Genomic DNA, 20,264 nt, shown 5'->3' on the forward strand with positions numbered 1-20,264 from the left:
GCGCCAGTCGCCGGGCGCTACCATTACCGTGACCGCCGTCTCTTTCTGTAAGTAAGCAAGGTTAGCCATGAGCCGTGACACCGCATCCCTGCGCCCTGTGCTTGATCAGGCACAGGCATCGGTGCGCAGCTACAGCGGCGAGCACCAGGCCCATGCCCATGACTACGCCCAGATTCTGTTTGCGCTGCAGGGCCGCATGGAGCTGGAGGTGGCCGGCAGACCCAGCTTTGTCGACAGCGCCTGCGGCATGGTCATCCCCGCCGGTGCCGACCATGGCTATCTGGCCGCACCGCAAACCCAGGTACTGGTGATCGATGCGCCCATGGCCCAGGGGCTGGACAAGCTGCGCCGCTTTGCCGTGCCCCCGGCGCTGCGCTTTCCGCAATCGAGCCTGTCGGCCGCCGCTCAGATGGCGCTGGTGCTGCAGGCTCCAACCTTGCTGCAGCGGCGCGGCCTGGATCTGCTGCTGCTGCAGCAACAGGTACAGGCCGCCTTGCATGAGAGCTGGCCCACGGCCCGACTGGCGAACCTGGTGCATCTGAGCGTGGCCCAGTTCCATGCCCGTTTTGTGGAGCTGACGGACCGCACCCCGCAGGACTGGCTGCGCGGCCTGCGTCTGGATGCCGCCGTGCTGCAGCTCAAAAAGGGGACCGCACTTGAAGCGACTGCCCTGCTCTGCGGCTACGCGTCGGCCAGCGCCCTGGCCTATGCATTGCGGCGCGAGCGCGGTGTGACATCGCGCCAGCTGCGCGAGCAACGCTGAGTCGGCCCACTTCAAGCGTTTCTCGACAGATGGGCGGCCCGGGCCCGCGCATGATGGCTCACTCATGTCTGTTACTTCCGCTCTCTCTTCTCCCTCGCCCCGCAGCGCCTTGGGCCCTGTCGGGCTGGTGCTGGCCGCCGCCATGCTCTGGGGCACCACGGGCACGGCACAGCATTTCGCCCCGGCTCAGCTTTCGCCCTACTGGGTGGGCGGCCTGCGCATGGTCATGGCCGCGCTGTTCTTTGTCGCGCTGGCGCTGCTGCTGGACCGAGGCCATGCGCGCCAACCCATGCGCTGGGCGCGGGTGCTGTTCTGCGGCCTTTGCATGGCTGTCTACAACCTCAGCTTCTTTGCCGGCGTCAAGGCCAGCGGCGTGGCCTTGGGCACGGCGCTGGCCATAGGCAGCGGCCCTATCTGGGCCGGTCTGATGCAGGCCGTGGTGCACAAGCGCATGCCCAGCCCTCAGTGGTGGCTGGGCACCTGCACCGGCGTGGGCGGAGGCATCGTCATGGCGCTGGCCGCCAGCGACAGACAGCATCTGCCATGGGCGGGCATGGCCCTGTGCCTGCTCGCCGGCCTGTCCTACGCCGCCTACGCTCTGGTCAATCAGGCCCTGGTGATGCAATTGCGTGTGGCCACGGTCAATGCCTGGGTGTTTGCCTGTGCGGCCCTGCTGTCGCTGCCCGTTTCGGCCTGGCTGGGCGGGCCGCTGCAGATCAGCGCCGAAGGCTGGGCCGTGGTGATCTATCTGGGCATGGTCGCCACAGGCTTTGCCTATCTGCTGTTTTCCGTGGGCCTGCGCGGCATGTCTGCCGCGACCGGCGTGGCCCTGAGCAAGGCCGAGCCAATCACCGCCTTTGCGCTGTCGCTGCTGGTGGTGGGCGAGCGGCCGGCCTGGTGGTCCGTGCTTGGTCTTCTCGGCGTGATCGGCGGTCTGTGGCTGGTGGTGCAGGCAGAGCGCAAGACTACAGAAACCGTCTGACCAGAGGCAGACTCCAGCTCGCATAGACTTGGCGTCTATGCACGCCCTCATCTCATCCCTGCACCTGCCCGCCACCCGCAACTGCCTGCTGCTCGCCCTGGCCTGCGCAGCGCTGATGCACGCGCCAGCGCAGGCTCAGGTGGAGGTCGGCAAGGCATCGGTCATGCGCCAGCTGGTGCCGGCCGAGACGCTGGAAAACTCTGCGACCCAGCAGTACCAGGAGCTGCTGCAAAAGGCCAAGGCCCAGGGAGCGCTGGCAGACGCCGGCAACCCGCAGCTGCAGCGCCTGCGCGGCATTGCCCAGCGCCTCATCCCTTATGCCGCGCAATGGAACCCGCGCGCCAGCCAGTGGCGCTGGGAGGTCAATCTCATAGGCAGCAAGCAGATCAACGCGTTCTGCATGCCCGGCGGCAAGATCGCTTTCTATACCGGCATCATCGACCAGCTCAAGCTCACGGACGACGAGATCGCCATGATCATGGGCCACGAGATGGCCCATGCCCTGCGCGAGCATTCGCGCGAGCAGCTGGCCAAGAATCAGGCCACCAGCATAGGCATATCGCTAGGCGCGCAACTGCTGGGCCTGGGCGATATCGGCAATGCCGCGGCACGTCTGGGCGGCCAGTTGCTCAGCCTCAAATTCAGCCGCAACGACGAAAGCGATGCCGATCTGGTCGGACTGGAGCTCGCGGCCCGCGCCGGTTTCAACCCGCAGGCCGCCGTGAGCCTTTGGCGCAAGATGGGCCAGGCCACGGGCGAAGGCGGCATAGGCTTTCTCTCCACGCATCCGACGGGCCCCGATCGCATACGTCAGCTGGAGGGGAATGTGCCGCGCGTCATGGGCTTGTACGAGCAGGCACGCAGGCGCTGAGCACAGGTGACAAGGCGGTTGAAAACCCGCTTTGCGTCAACCATTACGCGCTCTATATTGGCCTGTGACAAGCGCACAGCCACAGGAGTGATCGCATGCAGGCCCTGGACACCCATGACGTCTTCAACCAGTTCGATGAGCTGACCGACATCAACCTGCTGCAGGTCGATACGGCCTTGCAGGAAGTGCTGCAGCGCCAGCAGGCCCAGGGCTTTGCTCCGGCCCTGAGCCGCTTTGCGCAGCAGCTTGGCGAGAAGCAGAACTGGGAGCATGCCGAACTCGCCAACCGCCATACCCCCGAGCTGCAGCGTTTTGACGCACGCGGACGTGTGCTCGATGCCGTGGAATTCCACCCCAGCTGGCATCGCCTCATGGAGCTGTATCGCGAGCAGGGTCTGATCTCCTTGCCCTTTGAGAGCCCGAGCCGCGGTCGCTGGAGCGCCTGGGCCGCCGGTTTCTACCTGCATGGCCAGGTGGAGCAAGGCACTCTATGTCCAGCCACCATGACCACGGCGGCCATCCCTGTGCTGCAAAAAGAGCCCCTGCTCTGGAGCCAGCTGCAAGCCCAGTTGTTCAGCTACGAGTACGACGCGCGCGATCTGCCCTTGAGCCAGAAAAAATCCATCTGGATAGGCATGGGGATGACGGAAAAACAGGGCGGATCGGACGTGCGCGCCAACACCACGGTGGCCCATCCCGTGCATGAGGGCGGCCGCGGCGGCGAGTATCTGCTGCGCGGCCACAAATGGTTTTTCTCGGCCCCCATGTGCGACGCCCATCTGGTGGTGGCACGCATGGCCACGGCAAGCGGTGAGCTCGGCGGCCATGCCTGTTTTTTCGTGCCGCGCTGGCGCCCCGATGGCAGCAAGAACCCCGTGCGTGTGCAGCGCCTCAAGGACAAGGTCGGCAACCGCAGCAACTCCAGCTCGGAAGTGGAGCTGCAGGATGCCTGGGGCATTCTCATGGGCGAGGAAGGACGCGGCATTCCTACCATCATCGAGATGGCCAGCTACACGCGGCTGAACTGCGTGTTGGGCAGTGCGGCCATTGTGCGCAGCGCCACTGTGCAGTCGATTGCCTATGCGCGCCAGCGATCGGCCTTTGGCCAACATCTCGCGGATCAGCCGCTGATGGCCACCGTGCTCGCGGACCTGGCCCTCGAAAGCGAAGCCTCCATGCAGCTCGCCATGCATCTGGCGCAGGCCTATGAGCTGGAGGCCGAAGGCGATCTGCAGGCTCGCGCCTGGAAGCGCATCATGACTCCGGCCGCCAAGTTCTGGGTCTGCAAGCGCTCGGTGGAGATCACGGGTGAAGCCATGGAGGTCTTTGGCGGCAACGGCTATGTGCAGGACAGCATCGTCGCGCGCCTGTTCCGCGAAGCGCCCGTCAACTCCATCTGGGAAGGCTCGGGCAATGTGATGTGCCTCGATGTGCTGCGCGCCATGGGCCGCGAGCCCGAAGCCACGCGCCTGCTGTTGCAGGATCTCGGCGACATGGCTGCCGACCAGCCCCTGCTGGCGGCGATGGCGCAATCGCTGGCCAGGCGCCTGTCTGCGCCCCCTGATGCACTGGAGCCGCAAGCGCGCCGACTGGTGCAGGACTTGTGTCTGCTGGCCCAGGCCTGCCTGATGCACAGGCACGCGCCCGCGGCCATGGCCAATGGCTTCATCCACACCCGCCTGGGCGCACAAGGCGGGGCCATGGTGGTCGGAGCGTTCGACCCGGCTGGGCTCGACATTGCAGCCATACTTGAGCGCGCCCTGCCCGCCTGAATATAGTCATGCGGCGACCAGCGCCTTCAGCTGCTTGAGGCTTTGCGCCACGCTCTTTCCGCTGGTGTCCAAGATATGATCGGCCTTGGAATAAAAGGCCGATCGACCGTCCAGAATACGGCGCAAATCATCCATGGCCTCGGGGTTGGCCGCCATGGGCCGCGTATCGCCCTGGGCCACGACACGGCTCATATGCTCATCGGGCTGGGCCTGCAGCCAGACCGTGGTGCAGTGGCTGAGCAGTTCGTTGAAGGTTGCGGGGTCCGAGACAATGCCGCCCGGGGTGGCAATCACCACGTCGCTGTAGATCTGCACGGCCTCTTCCAGTGCGCGGCGCTCGTAACGACGATAGGCGCCAGCTCCATAGAGGTCATAAATCTCGCGCACGCTGCAACCCGCCACTCGCTCGATCTCCTGGTTCAGCTCGAGAAACGGCACATTCAACTGCTCGGCCAGCATGCGCCCCAGCGTGGACTTGCCCGCGCCGCGCAGGCCTATCAGGGCAACGCGCGAAGCCCGGTGCGGATCGCCGATGGGTGCGGTACCCAGAATCTCCCCGGCGGCCAGTCGCACGCGCTTCAAGTCGGCTTCGCTGCGGCCTTCCAGCAGCTCACGCAGCAGCAACCATTCGGCACTGGCAGTCGTCACATCACCCAGCAACTCGGCCATGCTGCACTGAAGTGCATTTGCAATCTGCTGCAACACCAGGATGGAGACATTGCCCGTGCCGTATTCGAGATTGGCCAGATGCCGCTCCGACACCACGGCGGCAGAGGCCAGCCCACGGCGCGTGAGACCGCGGCGCGCGCGCAGATTGCGCACCCTCTCGCCCAAGGCCTGCAGCAGCGGGCTTTTGCCCGCCTCATCCCCTTCCGCAACCAGCGCGGATGCCATGTCTAACTGATCCATAAAGCTCCTCAGAGGCCGTGAATGATAAACAGTCGGGGTTAACGCGAATCATGCAATATATTGCTTGACACTGCATTGTCTCGTATTTATCTTTTGATTGCACGCACAATATTGCATGTTTCATCGAAAATTTGATGCTGATCAGAACAGCACTTCAGGAGACCCCCATGACTGAGTTACTGGCCAACCATGTGGCTGGCCGCTGGCAAACCGGCAGCGGCCCGGGCAGTTTGTTACGCGACCCGGTACTGGGGGCCGAGCTGGTGCGTGTCGATGCCACCGGGCTTGATCTGGCTGCCGCCTTTGCCTTCGCACGCGATACTGGCGGCAAGGCGCTGCGCGCGCTGAGCTACGCGGAGCGCGCCAGGCTGCTGGCCGATATCGCGACCGTGCTGCAAAGCCGGCGCGATGCGTATTACGAGATTTCCACCGCCAACAGCGGCACCGTCAGAAACGATACCGCCGTCGATGTGGATGGCGGCATCTACACGCTGAGCCAATACGCCAGATGGGGGGCAGCGCTGGGCGCTACCCGGCACCTGAGCGATGGAGAGGCCGTGGCACTGGCCAAGGACGGCGTTTTTCTGTCAAGGCATATCCAGGTCCCGACGCGCGGCGTGGCGCTGTTCATCAACGCCTTCAACTTCCCTGCCTGGGGGCTGTGGGAAAAAGCGGCTGCGGCCCTGCTATCGGGCGTGCCCGTCATCGTCAAGCCGGCCACGGCCACCGCCTGGCTGACTCAGCGCATGGTCAAGGATGTGATCGATGCCGGCATATTGCCGCCGGGAGCGCTGTCCATCGTCTGCGGCAGTGCCGCCGGCTTGCTCGATCAGCTGCAACCCATGGATGTGGTCTCCTTCACAGGGTCTGCGGACACGGCTGCGACCATACGCTCGCACGCGGCCATCAGCCGCCATTCGGTGCGCAGCAATATCGAGGCCGACAGCGTGAACTGCGCGCTGCTGCTGCCCGGCCATGGCCCGGACAGCGAAGCCGCCGCCTTGCTAGCGCGTGAAGTGGTGCGCGAAATGACGGTCAAATCCGGCCAAAAATGCACGGCCATACGCCGCGTGCTGGTGCCGCAGGCCCTGTATGACAACCTGGCCCAGGCCATCAGTGCGCAGCTGGCGAAGATCTCCGTGGGCAACCCGCGCAACGACGCCGTGCGCATGGGATCTCTGGTCAGCCGCGAGCAGTACGACAGCGTGCAGCAAGGCCTGGGCCGCTTGCTGGAACACACCACGGTCCTGCATGACGGCCGGCGCAATGCGCTGCTCGATGCCGACCCGGCGATTGCCGCCTGCGCCCAGCCCGTGCTGCTGGGAACACAGGACCCCGATGGCAGTGCACTCGTGCATGACATGGAAGTCTTTGGCCCCGTGGCCACGCTCCTGCCCTACCGCGATCTGGCCCATGGCCTGGCACTTGCACATCGCGGACAGGGCTCGCTGGTCTGCTCAATCTACGGCGATGACGACAAGGCACTGGCCGCAGCCGCCACCGATCTCGCAGCCAGCCACGGCCGCGTGCACGTGGTCACACCCGCTGTCGCCAAGCTGCATACCGGTCACGGCAATGTCATGCCCCAGTCCCTGCATGGCGGTCCGGGCCGCGCCGGAGGCGGCTCCGAACTCGGCGGCCTGCGGGCTCTGGATTTCTATCATCGCAAAAGCGCCATACAAGCTGCACCGCAGGTTCTGCAGGCACTGGCCGAAACGACGGAAGCATGAGCCATGACCGACTTCAGCCAGCCCTTCAACTTCGCCCAGCATCTGTTTGAGATCAACCAGGGCCGGGGTGACAAGAACGCCTACACCGATGACCAGGGCACGCTCAGCTATGCGCAGTTGCAGGAGCAGGCGCGCCGCCTGGCGCATGGCCTGCTCGCCGCCGGCATCCATCGTGAGGAGCGCGTGCTGCTGGTCATGCACGATATGCGCGAGTGGGTGATCTCCTTTCTCGGAGCCATGTACGCAGGCGTGGTGCCGGTGGCGGTGAATACCTTGCTCACTGCTGCCGACTACGCCTATATGCTCGAGCATTGCCGTGCGCAGGCGATTTTCACCAATGGCGCGCTGGTTCCCGTGGTGCAGCAGGCCCTGGAGCAGGCGCAGCACGAGGTCAACCATATCTGGGTCGCCAGGCCCGATGAGGCACCGCAAGGCCTGCCACCGGCCTTCGAGCCGCTGCAGCCCTGGCTGCAGCAACAAACGCCGCTGGCCCATGCCGCCAGGACCATGGGCGACGACCCCGGCTTCTGGCTGTATTCCTCAGGCTCCACCGGCAAGCCCAAGGGGGCAGTGCATACCCACGCCAACCCCTACTGGACGGCCGAGCTGTATGGCAAGCCGGTGCTGGGCCTGAGCGAAAGCGATGTCTGCTTTTCCGCCGCCAAGCTTTACTTCGCCTACGGTCTTGGCAACGCCCTGACATTCCCCCTGAGCGTAGGCGCCAGCGTGGTGCTGATGGCCGAGCGCCCCACGCCGGAAGCCACCTTCAGGCGCTGGACCGAACACCAGCCCACGGTGTTTTTCGGTGCGCCGACGGGCTTTGCAGGCATGCTGGCTCACACCGCCTTGCCGGCACGCGAACAGGTCAGCCTGCGCATGTGCTCCTCGGCCGGCGAAGCCCTGCCGGCCGAGATTGCCCAGCGTTTCAAGACCCATTTCGGTGCCGATATCGTGGACGGCATCGGCTCCACCGAAATGCTGCACATCTTCATCTCCAACCGCCCGGACGACATACGCTACGGCAGCACAGGAAAGCCTGTACCAGGCTATGTGGTGGAGTTGCGCGGCGAGGACGGCCAGCCCGTGGCCGATGGCGAGATTGGCGACCTCTACATCAAGGGCCCGAGCGCCGCCCTGATGTACTGGGCCAACCGTGACAAGACACGCGACACCTTCCAGGGCGTCTGGCTCAAGAGCGGCGACAAATATGTGCGCGATGCAGAGGGCTACTACACCTATGCAGGCCGCAGCGACGACATGCTCAAGGTAAGCGGCATCTATGTCTCGCCCTTCGAGGTCGAATCCACGCTGCAGCAGCACCCCGCGGTGCTGGAAGCGGCCGTGATCGGCGTGACCGACGAGCAGGGCCTGACCAAGACCAAATCCTATGTGGTGTGCAAGCCCGGGCAGAGCGCCAGCGAGGACGAACTCAAGGCCTTTGTGAAGAGCCGGCTGGCCGCCTACAAATACCCGCGCTTCATTGAATTTGTCGATGAGCTGCCCAAGACCGCAACCGGAAAGATCCAGCGCTTTCGCTTGCGTGAGCTGGAATCCAAGCCACGCTAATTGCTTATCGCAAGGTTGCAAGAAGCTATCAAAACAGTAGTCACAAACTAGGGCAATCGCTGGTATTGCTTTAAACCTAAAGTTGTTAGAGTGCGCTCGTGCATCAGTGCCAACCCCAGCACCACAGCCAGTCATAACCGTTGATCTGAGAGTAAGCCGGCATTCGTCCATCAACCAGCAGGAGACAAGCATGAGCAAGCAATGGGCAATATGGAGCGCAATCGCACTGGCTGCCGCCGCAAGCGGCAGCAGCGCCATGGCGCAGGAGAAGATCAAGGTCGGCTTCATGCTGCCTTTCAGCGGCACTTATGCAGCGCTGGGCGTGGCGATCGAGAACGGCTTTCGCATGCAGGTAGCCGAGCAAGGCGGCAAGCTGGGCGGGCGCGAGATCGAATACTTCAAGGTCGACGACGAATCCGATCCCGCCAAGGCCACGGACAACGTCAACCGCCTCATCAAGCGCGACAAGGTCGACGTGATCATCGGCACCGTGCACTCCGGCGTGGCCATGGCCATGGCCAAGGCCGCCAAGGAAAGCGGCACCGTGCTCATCGTGCCCAATGCAGGAGCCGATGCAGTCACCGGCCCCATGTGTGCTCCGAATATCTTCCGCAGCTCCTTCTCCAACTGGCAGACGGCCTACCCCATGGGCGTGGTTGCGGCCAAGGAAGGCAAGAAAAATGCCATGACCCTTACCTGGAAGTACGCTGCCGGCGAAGAGGCCGTCAACGGCTTCAAGGAAGGCTTCGAGAAAAGTGGTGGCAAGGTCAGCAAGCAGCTGACGCTGCCGTTTCCCAACGTCGAATTCCAGGCTCTGCTGACCGAGATCGCAGCGGCCAAGCCCGATGCAGTGTTCTCCTTCTTTGCAGGCGCAGGTGCCGTGAAATTCGTCAAGGACTATCACGCCTCGGGCCTGTCCAAAACCATTCCGCTCTACGGACCGGGCTTTCTGACCGACGGCACGCTGGACGCTCAGGGCGAGGCTGCCCAGGGCATGCTGACCACGCTGCACTATGCCGACGAACTGGGCACGGCGCGCGACCAGGCCTTCCGCACCAATTACGCCAAGAACTACAAGCTGCAGCCCGATGTCTATGCCGTGCAAGGCTATGACGCTGCGCAGATGCTGGCCGTGGGCCTGAAGGCGGCCGGCGGCGACATCGGCAAGAAGGATGTCTTCCGCACCGCCATCGAAAAAGCCACGATTGCCAGCCCGCGCGGCGACTTCACCTTGAGCAAGGCACACAACCCCGTGCAGGACATCTATCTGCGCAAGGTCGATGGCAAGGAAAACAAGAAGATCAGCGTGGCGGTGAAGGCGCTGGCGGACCCGGCCCGCGGCTGCCGCATGTAATAGACGCGGGCCCTGCCGCCCTGGATACGTCGCAGCTCTGCGCTTGCCGCACCTTCGGTTCCGGCCCAGACAGAGCGCCTCGTCTCCAACGCGAATCCACGATTCGCCGGGCGGTAGCTGCCGCTGCTTCAGCCCTCCCGCTTCAACAAGGATTGCCGTGGATCTCGCCACTTTTCTGGTGCAGTGTCTGAACTCTGTTCAGTACGGACTGCTGCTGTTTCTGCTGGCCTCCGGCCTGACGCTGATCTTCGGCATCATGGGGGTGATCAACCTCGCCCATGGCAGCTTCTACATGATCGGTGCCTATGTGGCGTTCTCGCTCGCACCTTATCTGGGCCAGCATTTCATCGCCATGCTGCTGGTCGGCGTGGTGCTGGCTGTGGTGCTGGGCTATTTTCTCGAATGGGCTTTTTTCAGCTTTCTCTACGAGCGCGATCACCTGCAGCAGGTGCTGATGACCTATGGTCTGATCCTCGTGTTTGAAGGCCTGCGCGCCATCCTTGTGGGCAACGATGTGCATGGCGTGGAAAAGCCGGCCTGGCTGGCTGGCAGCTTCCCTCTGATGGGCATGATGCAGTACCCCTGGTACAACGTGTTTGCCGCCGCCGCCTGCCTGCTGGTGGCGCTGCTGATGTACTACACCGTCAACCGCACGCGTCTGGGCATGATGATTCGCGCCGGTGCCAGCAACCGCGACATGGTGCGCGGCCTGGGCATCAACATCAAGCGCCTGTACCGCATCGTTTTCGCCGTGGGCGTGGCCCTGGCAGCCCTGGCCGGAATGATTGCTGCTCCCATGAGTTCGGTCTATCCGAACATGGGCTCCAGCGTGCTCATCATCTGCTTTGTGGTGGTGGTCATCGGCGGCATTGGATCGATTACCGGCGCGCTGATTGCCTCGCTGCTGGTGGGCTTTGTGGATACCTTCGGCAAGGTGTTCTTTCAGGAACTCAGCGGCATGAGCATCTATCTGCTGATGGCTGTGATCCTGGTATGGCGACCTGAGGGTTTGCTCGGAAAACGGAGCTGAACATGAGCAATACATCCTCCACTCCCTTGCCCAATACCAACCAGGCTTACGCCGAGGCTCCTGCAGTCACCAACCAGAGCCGCCCCATACGCTCCAGAAGCCCTTGGGTGAGCACGGCACTGCCGCTGGCCGCCGCAGTGCTGCTGGCGGCCGCCCAGCCCTTCTGGTCGGCCTATCTCTCCGATCTGGTCGTCAAGATCATGATCCTGTCCATCTTTGCACTCAGTCTTCACATTCTGGTGGGCGGCGCTGGGCTGGTCAGCCTGGGCCATGCGGCCTACTTCGGCCTCGGCGCCTACGCGGCGGTGAAGGCCGCCGGCCAGGACGGCAGCAACTTTCTCATCATGCTGGGCGCCGCCGTCGGTGTCTCAGGCCTGTATGCGTTGGTGGTCGGCGCCCTGAGTCTGCGCACCAAGGGCGTGTACTTCATCATGGTCACGCTGGCGTTCGCGCAACTGGCGTTTTTTGTCGTGCACGACGTGGGCTACTTTGGCGGCAGCGACGGCATCTACCTGATGCAGCGACCGGCCATTGGAGCACTGGACATGGAGAGCAGCACCACGCAGTACTACGTGGTGCTGGCAGCCCTGGTGCTGGTCTACGCCTTCATCGCCATGCTGCGCCACTCTCGCTTCGGGCATGCGCTGGCCGGTATCCGGGTCAACGAGCAGCGCATGCGCGCTGCCGGCTTCACCACCTACGGTTACAAGCTCGCCGGCTTTGTGATTGCCGGTGCGCTGGCGGGGCTGGCGGGCTTTCTGCTGGCCGCACGCGATGCCGTGGTCAACCCCGAGTTGCTGGCCTGGCACCACTCCGGTGAAGTCCTGCTGATGCTGATTCTGGGCGGCGTGGGTTCGCTGCGCGGAGCGGTGCTGGGCACCATCACCTTTGTGCTGCTCAAGGAGCTGCTGAGCACCCATGCCATCGTGGGCAATGCTGCGGACCATTGGCAACTGACGCTGGGCCTTGCCATCATCGCGCTGGTCGCGCTGCTGCCCAAGGGGCTGGTAGGCATCAACGACAAATGGCAGAAGAAGGTAGCAGCGCAGACGGATAAATCGCCAGCAGCTATCGAGCAAGGAGCAGACCGTGGTTGATACAGGCAATGCTCCCAAGATGTCCGTGCGCGGCCTGACGCGGCGCTTTGGCGGGCTGGTGGCCGTGAACAATGTGGACCTGGATCTGCACCAGGGCGAGGTCCATGCCGTCATTGGCACCAACGGCGCAGGCAAGTCCACGCTGATCAACATGCTCTCAGGCGAGATAGCGGCCAGCAGCGGCAGCATTGCGCTTGAAGGCCGGGACGTCACCCAGATGCCGCAGCCGCAGCGCGCCAAGGCCGGCATCGGCCGCAGCTACCAGCGCACCACCATCTTCCCCGAGTTCACGGTGCTGGAGAACTGCCGGCTCACAGCCCAGGCCCAGGCGCTGCCCAGGCCCTGGCGCATCTGGGAGTCGGCCCAGCATTGCGCGGCCAGCATGCAGCGGGCGCAATCTGCACTGAATCGCACCGGTCTTGCCCAGCAAGCTGCGCGCATTGCCGGCAGCCTGAGCCATGGTGCCAAGCGTCAGCTGGAGGTAGCCATGTGCCTTGCCACGGCGCCGCGTGTGCTGCTGCTGGACGAACCTCTGGCAGGCATGGGCGCCGAAGAGACAGAACGCATGCTGGAGCTGCTTAAGGAGCTCAAGTCCGCGCATGCCGTGCTGCTGGTGGAGCACGATATGGATGCCGTTTTCCGCATTGCCGATCGCATCACCGTCATGGTCAACGGCAGCGTGGTGGCCACGGGCACGCCCGATCAGATTCGCAACGACCCGGTCGTGCGCACCGCCTATCTGGGAGAGGACGAGCATGCTTGAAACAAGGCACCCCCTGAGCGGCTCTGCCGCTTCCCCCTCTCTCGCTGCGCGGGAGGGGGACGGCACAAACACGCGCCCACTTTCCGGGGCTTCGAACCATGCCATGTTCAGCCTGCAGGAGGTGCACAGCTTTTACGGCGACAGCCATATCCTGCACGGCGTCTCGCTGGATCTGCCTCAGGGCCAGGCCGTGGGCCTGCTGGGCCGCAACGGCATGGGCAAGACCACGCTGATCCGCACGCTGATGGGCTATGTGGCGGCGCGCTCGGGCAGGGTGTTTGCCGATGGCAAGGAAGTCACGAATTCCGCCCCCGAAAGAATGGCGCGTCTCGGCATTGGCTATGTCCCCGAAGGGCGCGGCGTATTCCCCAACCTCTCCGTCAAGGAAAACCTCTTGATGAGTGCCAGAGCCGGCCTGGACGACAGCCGGGGCTGGACCTACGAGCGCGTGCTTGAAACCTTTCCTCGCCTCAAGGAACGTCTGTCCAACGGCGGCGATCAGCTCTCGGGCGGCGAGCAGCAGATGGTCTCTATCGGCCGCGCGCTGATGACCAACCCGCGCCTCATGATTCTCGACGAAGCCACCGAGGGGCTGGCTCCGCTGGTGGTGGCCGAAATCTGGCGCGTGATTGCCCAGATCCGCGAGACCGGCATCTCCACGCTGATCGTGGACCGCGACTACAAAAAGGTGCTGGCCCATACCGACAAGGCCGTGGTGATGGAAAAAGGCCGGCTGGCCTTGCAGGCTCAGTCTGCGGATCTGCTGCAGCAGCCGGAGAAGTTGTCGGTGTTGCTGGGGGTTTGAGCGGGGAAAGGTTTTTTAAACCGTTCTTCCATGGCCACGTTATGTTTTTTAACTTACGGCAGAGGGCGGGTCTCGGCCCGCCGGCCGACCTACTTTCTGTTGCCAGAAAGTAGGCAAAGAGCCTTCCCCTGCTGCCCACGACCCTCCGGCTTCGCCTACGGGCAACCTGCGCTGTCAACCTCTTGTGACTGTACGGCAAAACTCGCTGCGCGCTTGCAGCGCTTCACTCAAACACGTTGCCGTAAAAGTGATGACGATGCAGTTGCACTCTGCGGTGCAACTGCCAGCCCCAAGAGGCAGCCGTCGCAGGCGTGGTCAAAAGGGACAATACCAGAGATTCTTTATCAAACTGATAGCTGTTACCGCAATCTGTATAAGCGCTAGAAGCCAATTTCGTTATAACTCTCGCAGGCCGTCCGACCCCGCTTTCACCCGTCTGGCTGCGCCTGCGGCACGCAGCTCAGGCTGCGGGCATTGGCACCGAAGAGTGCCAATGCTTCGTGCTCTGACTTGCGGCAACGTGTTTGAGCGGAGTGCGCCAGCACACAGCGAGTTTTGCCGCACCGCGGTCTGAATTGCGTGACACAGGTTTGCCCGGAGCGAAGCGCAGGGACGCAGACATCCGGGTCGCATTCTTTGGGTTACGTTTCTTGTGCGAGCAAGAAACGTAACTCGCCTGCCGGGGCGAGTCCCGGCCTCTGCCCTAAAAACAAAGCGGTCTCGCAAACCAAAACCTACTGCACTCCGCCCAACGAAGCCGCATCCAGTCGCACATTCTTCGCTGCCTCAGGCGGCAGGATTGCCATCGTCAGGCTGCAGTTGCAGGTCAGCTTGCCTTCCTCATCGCGCAACTCCACCGCCCAGACATGCGTGGTGCGCCCCAGGTGCGTGGGCCGCGCCGTGGCGGTGATCCAGCTGCCCTTGCGGCCTGCGCGCACATGGTTGGCGGTCACGCTGAGGCCCACGCAGCGGTAGCCTTCTGGAATGCTGCAGGCCGCAGCCATCGACCCCAGCGTCTCGGCCAGCACCACGCTGACGCCGCCGTGCAAGATGCCATAGGGCTGGCAGGTGCGTTCATCCACATGGATGCGGGCGCGCACATAGTCGTCGCCGTATTCGGTGAACTCAATGCCCAGATGGGAAATTGCAGTGTTTGCGCTGCCTGCGTTCAGCGCTTTCAGATCGAGCTCTCGGGTCCAGATCGCCATACCAGTCCTTGTGGTGCATGAAAAAAGGACGCTCCTTGCAGAGCGTCCTTCGATGCTAAGGACTTGGAGCAGCAGACGCCAGCACCAAGCGGACTAGGCAGCAGCTCCCAGTCAATGCCTCAAGCCATGTGGCATAGCGGACAGTGCACCCACGCCCCGAGTCAGAGACACCAAGCAAGGGCCTAGGCGGCCCCGCCGCCCCGCAGCGAGGGTGTCGTCCCCCTTGAGGGAAGCCGCGGAGCCTCCCAGGCGCAGCGGCTCAGGGGGTAGCTCAGCTACGCATATCGCCCTTGTCCATGAAGCGCTGATGCCAGGACAGCGCCTCGGTCAGGATGTGCGGCGTGTGCTGTGCACCCTGCTGGCGCGAGCGGTCGAAGTAATCCTGCAGCTGGGCGCGATAGTCCGGATGGGCACACTTGTCGATGATGACTTGCGCACGCTGCTTGGGCGACAGGCCACGCAGATCGGCCAGCCCCTGCTCGGTGACGATGATCTGAGTGTCATGCTCGGTGTGGTCCACATGCGAGCACATGGGCACGATGCAGCTGATCTTGCCGTCCTTGGCCACCGAAGGCGTGACAAAGAAGGACAGGTAGCCGTTGCGGGCAAAGTCGCCCGAGCCACCGATGCCGTTCATCATGCCCGTGCCCATGACATGGGTGGAGTTGATGTTGCCGTAGATGTCGGCCTCGATCATCGAGTTCATGGCGATGATGCCCAGGCGGCGCACCAGTTCGGGATGGTTGGAGATTTCCTGCGGGCGCAGGATGATGCGCTCGCGGTAGAAGTCGATGTTGTCCTCGAAATCCTTGTAGGCCGCGGCAGACAGCGAGATGGAGGTAGCCGAGGCCTTGCTCATCTTGCCAGCGCGCAGCAGATCCAGCATGCCGTCCTGCAGCACTTCGGTAAAGCCCAGCAGGTTCTCGAACGGGCCGGTCAGCAGTCCGGCCAGCACGGCATTGGCCACATTGCCCACGCCCGACTGGATGGGCAGCATTTCCTTGGGCAGGCGGCCCATCTTCATCTCGTGGGCCAGGAAGTCGATGATGTAGCCAGCTATTCTTTGAGAGTTTTCGTCCGGTGTGGCAAACACATTGTCGCGGTCACCCTTGTGGGTCTCGACCACGGCGACAACCTTGGCGGGGTCCACCTTCAGGTAGGCATCGCCAATACGGTCGTCGGCATGCGTCATGTTGATGGGCATACGGCGCGGCGGGATGGCCGTGCCGTAGTAGATGTCATGCATGCCCTCCATCCGGGCCGGCGGCTTGGTGTTGACCTCCAGAATCACCTTGTCGGCGATCTCCAGCCAGGTCTTGTTGTTGCCCACGGCCGTCGACGGGATCAGCAGGCCGTCGGCAGTCACGCCCAGCACCTCGATCACGGCGATGTTCATATGGCCCAGAAAGCCGAACCAGGCATGCTGCGCCACATGGGACAGGTGCATGTCGATGAAGTCGATCTCACCCGAGTTCACGGCCTTGCGCGCGATGGGATCGGTGTTGAAGGGCAGGCGCTGACCCAGGGCATGGGCTTCGGCCATCACGCCGTCGCACTCGGCGGCGGTGGACGCGCCGGTCCAGACATTGATCTTGTAGGGCTTGCCCTGGGCATGCTCGGCCTTGGCGCGGGCCGCAATGGCCTGGGGCAATGCCTTGGGGTAGCCGGCTCCGGTAAAGCCGCTCATGCCGACATTGACACCGTGGGGAATCAGGGCGGCGGCCTCTTCGGCCGTCATGACGCGCGAGAGGAATTCTGGGTAACGTACGCGATCTGCGATGGACATTGCATGCTCCAACTAAAAAAAACCGCCCGGGTAGGGCGGCATATCTCCAGCGAGAAATGTTACCAGCGCGGAACATTAATACCGGAACTCTCGGCAAAGGCCCCGCGCTGCTGTCAGGGGAATGTTCCCCCGATTACATGTTGGCACTCACTTGGCCTGTACCTTGGTTTCAGATTTGCGCTCGCCCATGGTCAGCAGTGCGTACAGGATGATGGCGCCGAAGGTGGCGCAGCCAATGCCGCCCAGCGCGAATTCGCCGAACCTCAGCGTGAATTCTCCGGTGCCCAGAATCAGGGTGATGGCAGCCACGATCAGATTCTTGGTGTCGGAAAAGTCCACCTTGTTGTCCACCCAGATCTTGGCGCCGGCAATGGCGATCAGGCCGAACACCACGATGGAGACACCGCCCATGACGGGCAGGGGAATGGCCTGGATCAGCGCACCGAACTTGGGCGAGAAGCCCAGCAGCACGGCCAGCAGGGCCGCCACGAAGAACACGGCCGTGGAGTAGATGCGGGTCGCCGCCATCACGCCGATGTTTTCGGCATAGGTGGTCACACCCGTGCCGCCGGCTGCGCCGGAGACCATGGTGGCCACGCCGTCACCGATGAAGGCCCGGCCCATGTACTGGTCCAGGTTCTTGCCCGTCATGGCAGTCACGGCCTTGATATGGCCCAGGTTCTCGGCCACCAGGATGATGACCACGGGCACGATCAGCAGTATGGCATTGCTGGTGAACACCGGTGCATGGAAGCTGGGAATGCCGAACCAGGCGGCATTGAGCACGCCGCTCAGATCCACGGGCTTGCCCCAGCCCAGGCCGTTGGTGAAGACGGCGTAGAGCACGCTGGCAATGATCAGGCCAATCAGAATCAGCAGGCGCTGCAGCATGCCGCGCGTGAACACGGCCACCAGCGCCACGGAGACAAAGGTCAGCGCCTGCATCCAGGACTCGAAGTTGTTGGAGGCCATGTTCTTGATGGGAATCGAGGCCAGGTTCAGGCCGATGATGGCCACCACGGCGCCCGTCACCACGGGCGGCATGAAGCGTTCGATCCAGGCCGTGCCCACCATCTGCACCAGCAGGCCGACCAGCATGTAGACAAAGCCGCAGGCAATGATGCCGCCCAGCGCCACACCGATATTGGCGTTGGCAGGACCCTGGCTGGCCACATAGCCGGTGGCGATGTTGACCACGCCGATGAAGGCAAAGGAAGAGCCCAGATAGCTGGGCACCTTGCCGCCGGTGATGAGAAAGAAGATCAGCGTGCCGATGCCGCTCATCAACACCGCCAGATTGGGATCGAACCCCATGAGGATGGGAGCCAGCACCGTGGAGCCGAACATGGCGATCACGTGCTGGATACCCATCAAACCGGTCTGCGTCCAGGGCAGTCGCTCATCTGGGCCGATGACGCCACCGCCCTGCAAGACATCGGACGATCGCTCCGTCCATTGAAACATTCCCATCCCATCGCTCCTTGGAGATATAAAAAACGGAGCAGATTATGGCAAGCAGTGCTTGCCCGCTGGGGCCGTGCAAGCACTGGTAAACCAGGGACTGTGGTCTCTCGCACACGCAGGAAAACGGCTGCGCCAGATCAAACTATCAAATACATAGCTTGCAGCGCAATGCCTTCAAAGAATTAATGAATAAACAGATCTAATGTTGTTTATCAGCAAGCGCTAGCAGCTATCAAATTCACTGCTTCTGCTGCAGCGCACGTGCAATGCGGTCGCGCTTGACCGTGGGCTTGGGCACCTTGAACGGGAACCACATGCGCACATCCTCCTCCAGCCCGATGCCGTGCATGAAGTTGTAGATGGCCTTCTTGAGCGCCGCGCCCAGTGCGTCGTGATCGACGCCCGTGGGATCGATGAAGGGGCGGTCGTTCTTGGCAAAGTTGCCCTCGGGCAGCGGCGGCAGCTCGATGCCGTATTCCTCGGGGTTGAGACCCACGGGAGAGTGCACAGTACAGCTGAAGCGGTGAAAGAAGCCACTTTGAATGCAGCCGTTGAGAAACAGCTGGCGCACATACTCGAGCGCGTCCACCGTGTCCTGCACGGTCTGCGTCGGAAAGCCGTACATCAGATAGGCATGGACCAGGATGCCGGCCTCCGAGAACGCCTTGGTCACGCGTGCCACCTGGTCCACGGTCACGCCTTTTTTCATCAGCGCCAGCAGCCGGTCGGAAGCCACTTCCAGACCGCCGGAGATGGCGATGCAGCCGCTGTCGGCCATCAGCTCGGCCAGCTCTGGCGTGAAGGTCTTCTCAAAGCGCACATTGCCCCACCAGGAGATGCCGGCGTTGCGCGCAATCAGCTCCTGCGACAGCGCCTTGAGAGCCTTGGGCGGTGCGGCTTCATCGACAAAGTGAAAGCCGGTCTGGCCGGTCTCGGCGACGATGGCCTCGATGCGGTCGGCCAGCACGGCGGCGCTGGCGCCCTCGTAGCGGCCGATATAGTCCAGGCTCACATCGCAGAAGCTGCACTTCTTCCAGTAGCAGCCATGGGCCACGGTGAGCTTGTTCCAGCGCCCGTCGCTCCACAGACGGTGCATGGGGTTGAGCATGTCCAGCAGCGACAGGTATCTGTCCAGCGGCAGGCCATCCCAGGTGGGCGTGCCGACCTCGGCAAACGCAATGTCGGACTCCATCATGTTCACGTACTGCACCTTGCCGTCGTCGCCGCGCACAAAGGTGCGCACCAGGCGCGATCTGCCGCGCTCGCCGCGCAGATGCTCGAGCAGCGCCAGCAGCGGGCGTTCCCCCGCATCCAGCGTCACGAAGTCGAAGTAGTCGAACACGCGCGGCTCTGCCAGCTCGCGCAGCTCGGTGTTGACAAAGCCGCCGCCCAGCACGGTGGCAATCTGCGGGAAGCGCCGCTTGATGGTCTGGGCAATGCGAAACGCCGCATAGGCCGAGCCCGGAAAGGGCACGGACAGCAGCACCACCGTGGGCTGGTGACGCTCCACGGCCTCCAGCGTCAGGCGCTCCAGCACCTCGTCCACCAGATTGGGCTCTGCCGCAAGGGCATTGGCCAGCGGATCGAAAGTGGGCTGGCTGCCGGCCAGCGACTCGGCATAGCGCACGAACTCGAAGCGCTCGTCCACGGCATCGCGCAGCACATCGGCCAGATCGTTGAGGTACAGCGTGGCCAGATGCTTGGCCTTGTCCTGCAGGCCTAAAGCGCCAAAGGCCCAGCCCAGCGGATCGCCGCCCTCTTCGTCCTCGTACACGTCCAGCGTGGCAAAGCGCGGGCCTTCGGGCAGAAAGTGGCGCCCCACGATGCGGTGGGCCAGCGTGGAGTCTCGCCCCTGCAAAAAGGCAATCGTGGGCGCAATCGTGGCCAGATAGCGTTCCTGCTGCGCGACAAAGGACTGCACGGCAGGCGTGTGCTGCTTGGCAGGCAGGCTCTGGATGCGTTCGGCCACGGCGCGCAGGCCATCGGGCGAGAGCAATTGCAGCACCAGAGCCAGCGCCAGGTCTTCCTGCATGGCGGTGATGCCGCGCGAGCGCAGAAAGCCGGTCAGATAGGCCGTGGAGGGGTAGGGAGTGTTGAGCTGCGTCATCGGCGGAATGACGGCCAGCACGCGGGTGGGCAAAGCGGACATGGGGTGCGGGTCGCC

Annotated in this window: 16 protein-coding genes; 11 read left to right on the forward strand and 5 right to left on the reverse strand. The window is 63.3% G+C overall.

The genetic code is table 11. The features are described from left to right. The first annotated feature begins 67 nt into the window (after positions 1-67). The 4 genes from CTATCC11996_RS00765 to CTATCC11996_RS00780 all read left to right on the forward strand — a co-directional run bounded on the left by CTATCC11996_RS00765 (position 68) and on the right by CTATCC11996_RS00780 (position 4,388). A complete protein-coding gene (locus tag CTATCC11996_RS00765; RefSeq protein WP_003071946.1) occupies positions 68-763 on the forward strand; it encodes a helix-turn-helix domain-containing protein in 696 nt (231 codons plus the stop codon). A 109-nt stretch (positions 764-872) separates the two neighbouring features. Continuing rightward, positions 873-1,745 carry a DMT family transporter gene (locus CTATCC11996_RS00770; protein ID WP_003071948.1) on the forward strand — a complete coding sequence of 291 codons (873 nt, stop codon included), beginning with the start codon at positions 873-875 and terminating at the stop codon, positions 1,743-1,745. A 37-nt stretch (positions 1,746-1,782) separates the two neighbouring features. Continuing rightward, a complete protein-coding gene (locus tag CTATCC11996_RS00775) occupies positions 1,783-2,616 on the forward strand; it encodes a M48 family metallopeptidase (RefSeq protein ID WP_003071950.1) in 834 nt (277 codons plus the stop codon). Between the two features lie 95 nt (positions 2,617-2,711). Continuing rightward, positions 2,712-4,388, forward strand: coding sequence for an acyl-CoA dehydrogenase family protein (locus tag CTATCC11996_RS00780; RefSeq protein ID WP_003071952.1), 1,677 nt, complete (start codon positions 2,712-2,714; stop codon positions 4,386-4,388). Between the two features lie 6 nt (positions 4,389-4,394). Here the strand turns inward: CTATCC11996_RS00780 and CTATCC11996_RS00785 are convergent, their stop codons facing one another. Beyond that, positions 4,395-5,297, reverse strand: coding sequence for a helix-turn-helix transcriptional regulator (locus CTATCC11996_RS00785; protein ID WP_034347916.1), 903 nt, complete (start codon positions 5,295-5,297; stop codon positions 4,395-4,397). A 167-nt stretch (positions 5,298-5,464) separates the two neighbouring features. Here CTATCC11996_RS00785 and CTATCC11996_RS00790 point away from each other — a divergent pair, with 167 nt between their 5' ends. The 7 genes from CTATCC11996_RS00790 (at position 5,465) to CTATCC11996_RS00820 (ending at position 13,642) form a co-directional block, all read left to right on the forward strand. After that, positions 5,465-7,027 (forward strand): 3,4-dehydroadipyl-CoA semialdehyde dehydrogenase, encoded by a 1,563-nt coding sequence (locus CTATCC11996_RS00790; protein ID WP_003071956.1) that lies wholly within the window; start codon positions 5,465-5,467, stop codon positions 7,025-7,027. 3 nt (positions 7,028-7,030) lie between these two features. Then, positions 7,031-8,593: a benzoate-CoA ligase family protein gene (locus CTATCC11996_RS00795; RefSeq protein WP_003071958.1), complete on the forward strand. Its 1,563-nt coding sequence runs from the start codon at positions 7,031-7,033 to the stop codon at positions 8,591-8,593. 190 nt (positions 8,594-8,783) lie between these two features. Beyond that, complete coding sequence (locus CTATCC11996_RS00800; protein WP_003071960.1) at positions 8,784-9,947, forward strand: ABC transporter substrate-binding protein; 1,164 nt, start codon at positions 8,784-8,786, stop codon at positions 9,945-9,947. Positions 9,948-10,104: 157 nt separating this feature from the next. Continuing rightward, entirely contained in the window at positions 10,105-10,977 is an 873-nt protein-coding gene (locus CTATCC11996_RS00805; protein WP_003071963.1) for a branched-chain amino acid ABC transporter permease, read from the forward strand. 2 nt (positions 10,978-10,979) lie between these two features. Beyond that, positions 10,980-12,074 carry a branched-chain amino acid ABC transporter permease gene (locus tag CTATCC11996_RS00810; protein ID WP_003071965.1) on the forward strand — a complete coding sequence of 365 codons (1,095 nt, stop codon included), beginning with the start codon at positions 10,980-10,982 and terminating at the stop codon, positions 12,072-12,074. A 19-nt stretch (positions 12,075-12,093) separates the two neighbouring features. After that, entirely contained in the window at positions 12,094-12,837 is a 744-nt protein-coding gene (locus CTATCC11996_RS00815) for an ABC transporter ATP-binding protein (RefSeq protein WP_034347917.1), read from the forward strand. Positions 12,838-12,940: 103 nt separating this feature from the next. Continuing rightward, a complete protein-coding gene (locus CTATCC11996_RS00820; RefSeq protein WP_003071968.1) occupies positions 12,941-13,642 on the forward strand; it encodes an ABC transporter ATP-binding protein in 702 nt (233 codons plus the stop codon). A 734-nt stretch (positions 13,643-14,376) separates the two neighbouring features. On the opposite strand, the gene CTATCC11996_RS00825 is transcribed toward CTATCC11996_RS00820, so the two are convergent. The 4 genes from CTATCC11996_RS00825 to CTATCC11996_RS00840 all read right to left on the reverse strand — a co-directional run bounded on the left by CTATCC11996_RS00825 (position 14,377) and on the right by CTATCC11996_RS00840 (position 20,249). Beyond that, positions 14,377-14,850: a PaaI family thioesterase gene (locus CTATCC11996_RS00825; protein WP_003071970.1), complete on the reverse strand. Its 474-nt coding sequence runs from the start codon at positions 14,848-14,850 to the stop codon at positions 14,377-14,379. A 271-nt stretch (positions 14,851-15,121) separates the two neighbouring features. Next, positions 15,122-16,636 (reverse strand): acetyl-CoA hydrolase/transferase family protein, encoded by a 1,515-nt coding sequence (locus CTATCC11996_RS00830; protein WP_003071971.1) that lies wholly within the window; start codon positions 16,634-16,636, stop codon positions 15,122-15,124. 147 nt (positions 16,637-16,783) lie between these two features. Then, on the reverse strand, positions 16,784-18,106 hold the full coding sequence (locus CTATCC11996_RS00835) for a solute carrier family 23 protein (protein WP_034347918.1): 1,323 nt from the start codon (positions 18,104-18,106) through the stop codon (positions 16,784-16,786). Positions 18,107-18,338: 232 nt separating this feature from the next. Next, positions 18,339-20,249: a B12-binding domain-containing radical SAM protein gene (locus CTATCC11996_RS00840; RefSeq protein WP_003071976.1), complete on the reverse strand. Its 1,911-nt coding sequence runs from the start codon at positions 20,247-20,249 to the stop codon at positions 18,339-18,341. Between the last annotated feature and the right edge of the window lie 15 nt (positions 20,250-20,264).

Origin of the sequence: Comamonas testosteroni ATCC 11996 (genome assembly GCF_000241525.1) — a bacterium.
GTDB classification, from domain to species: Bacteria; Pseudomonadota; Gammaproteobacteria; order Burkholderiales; family Burkholderiaceae_C; genus Comamonas; species Comamonas testosteroni.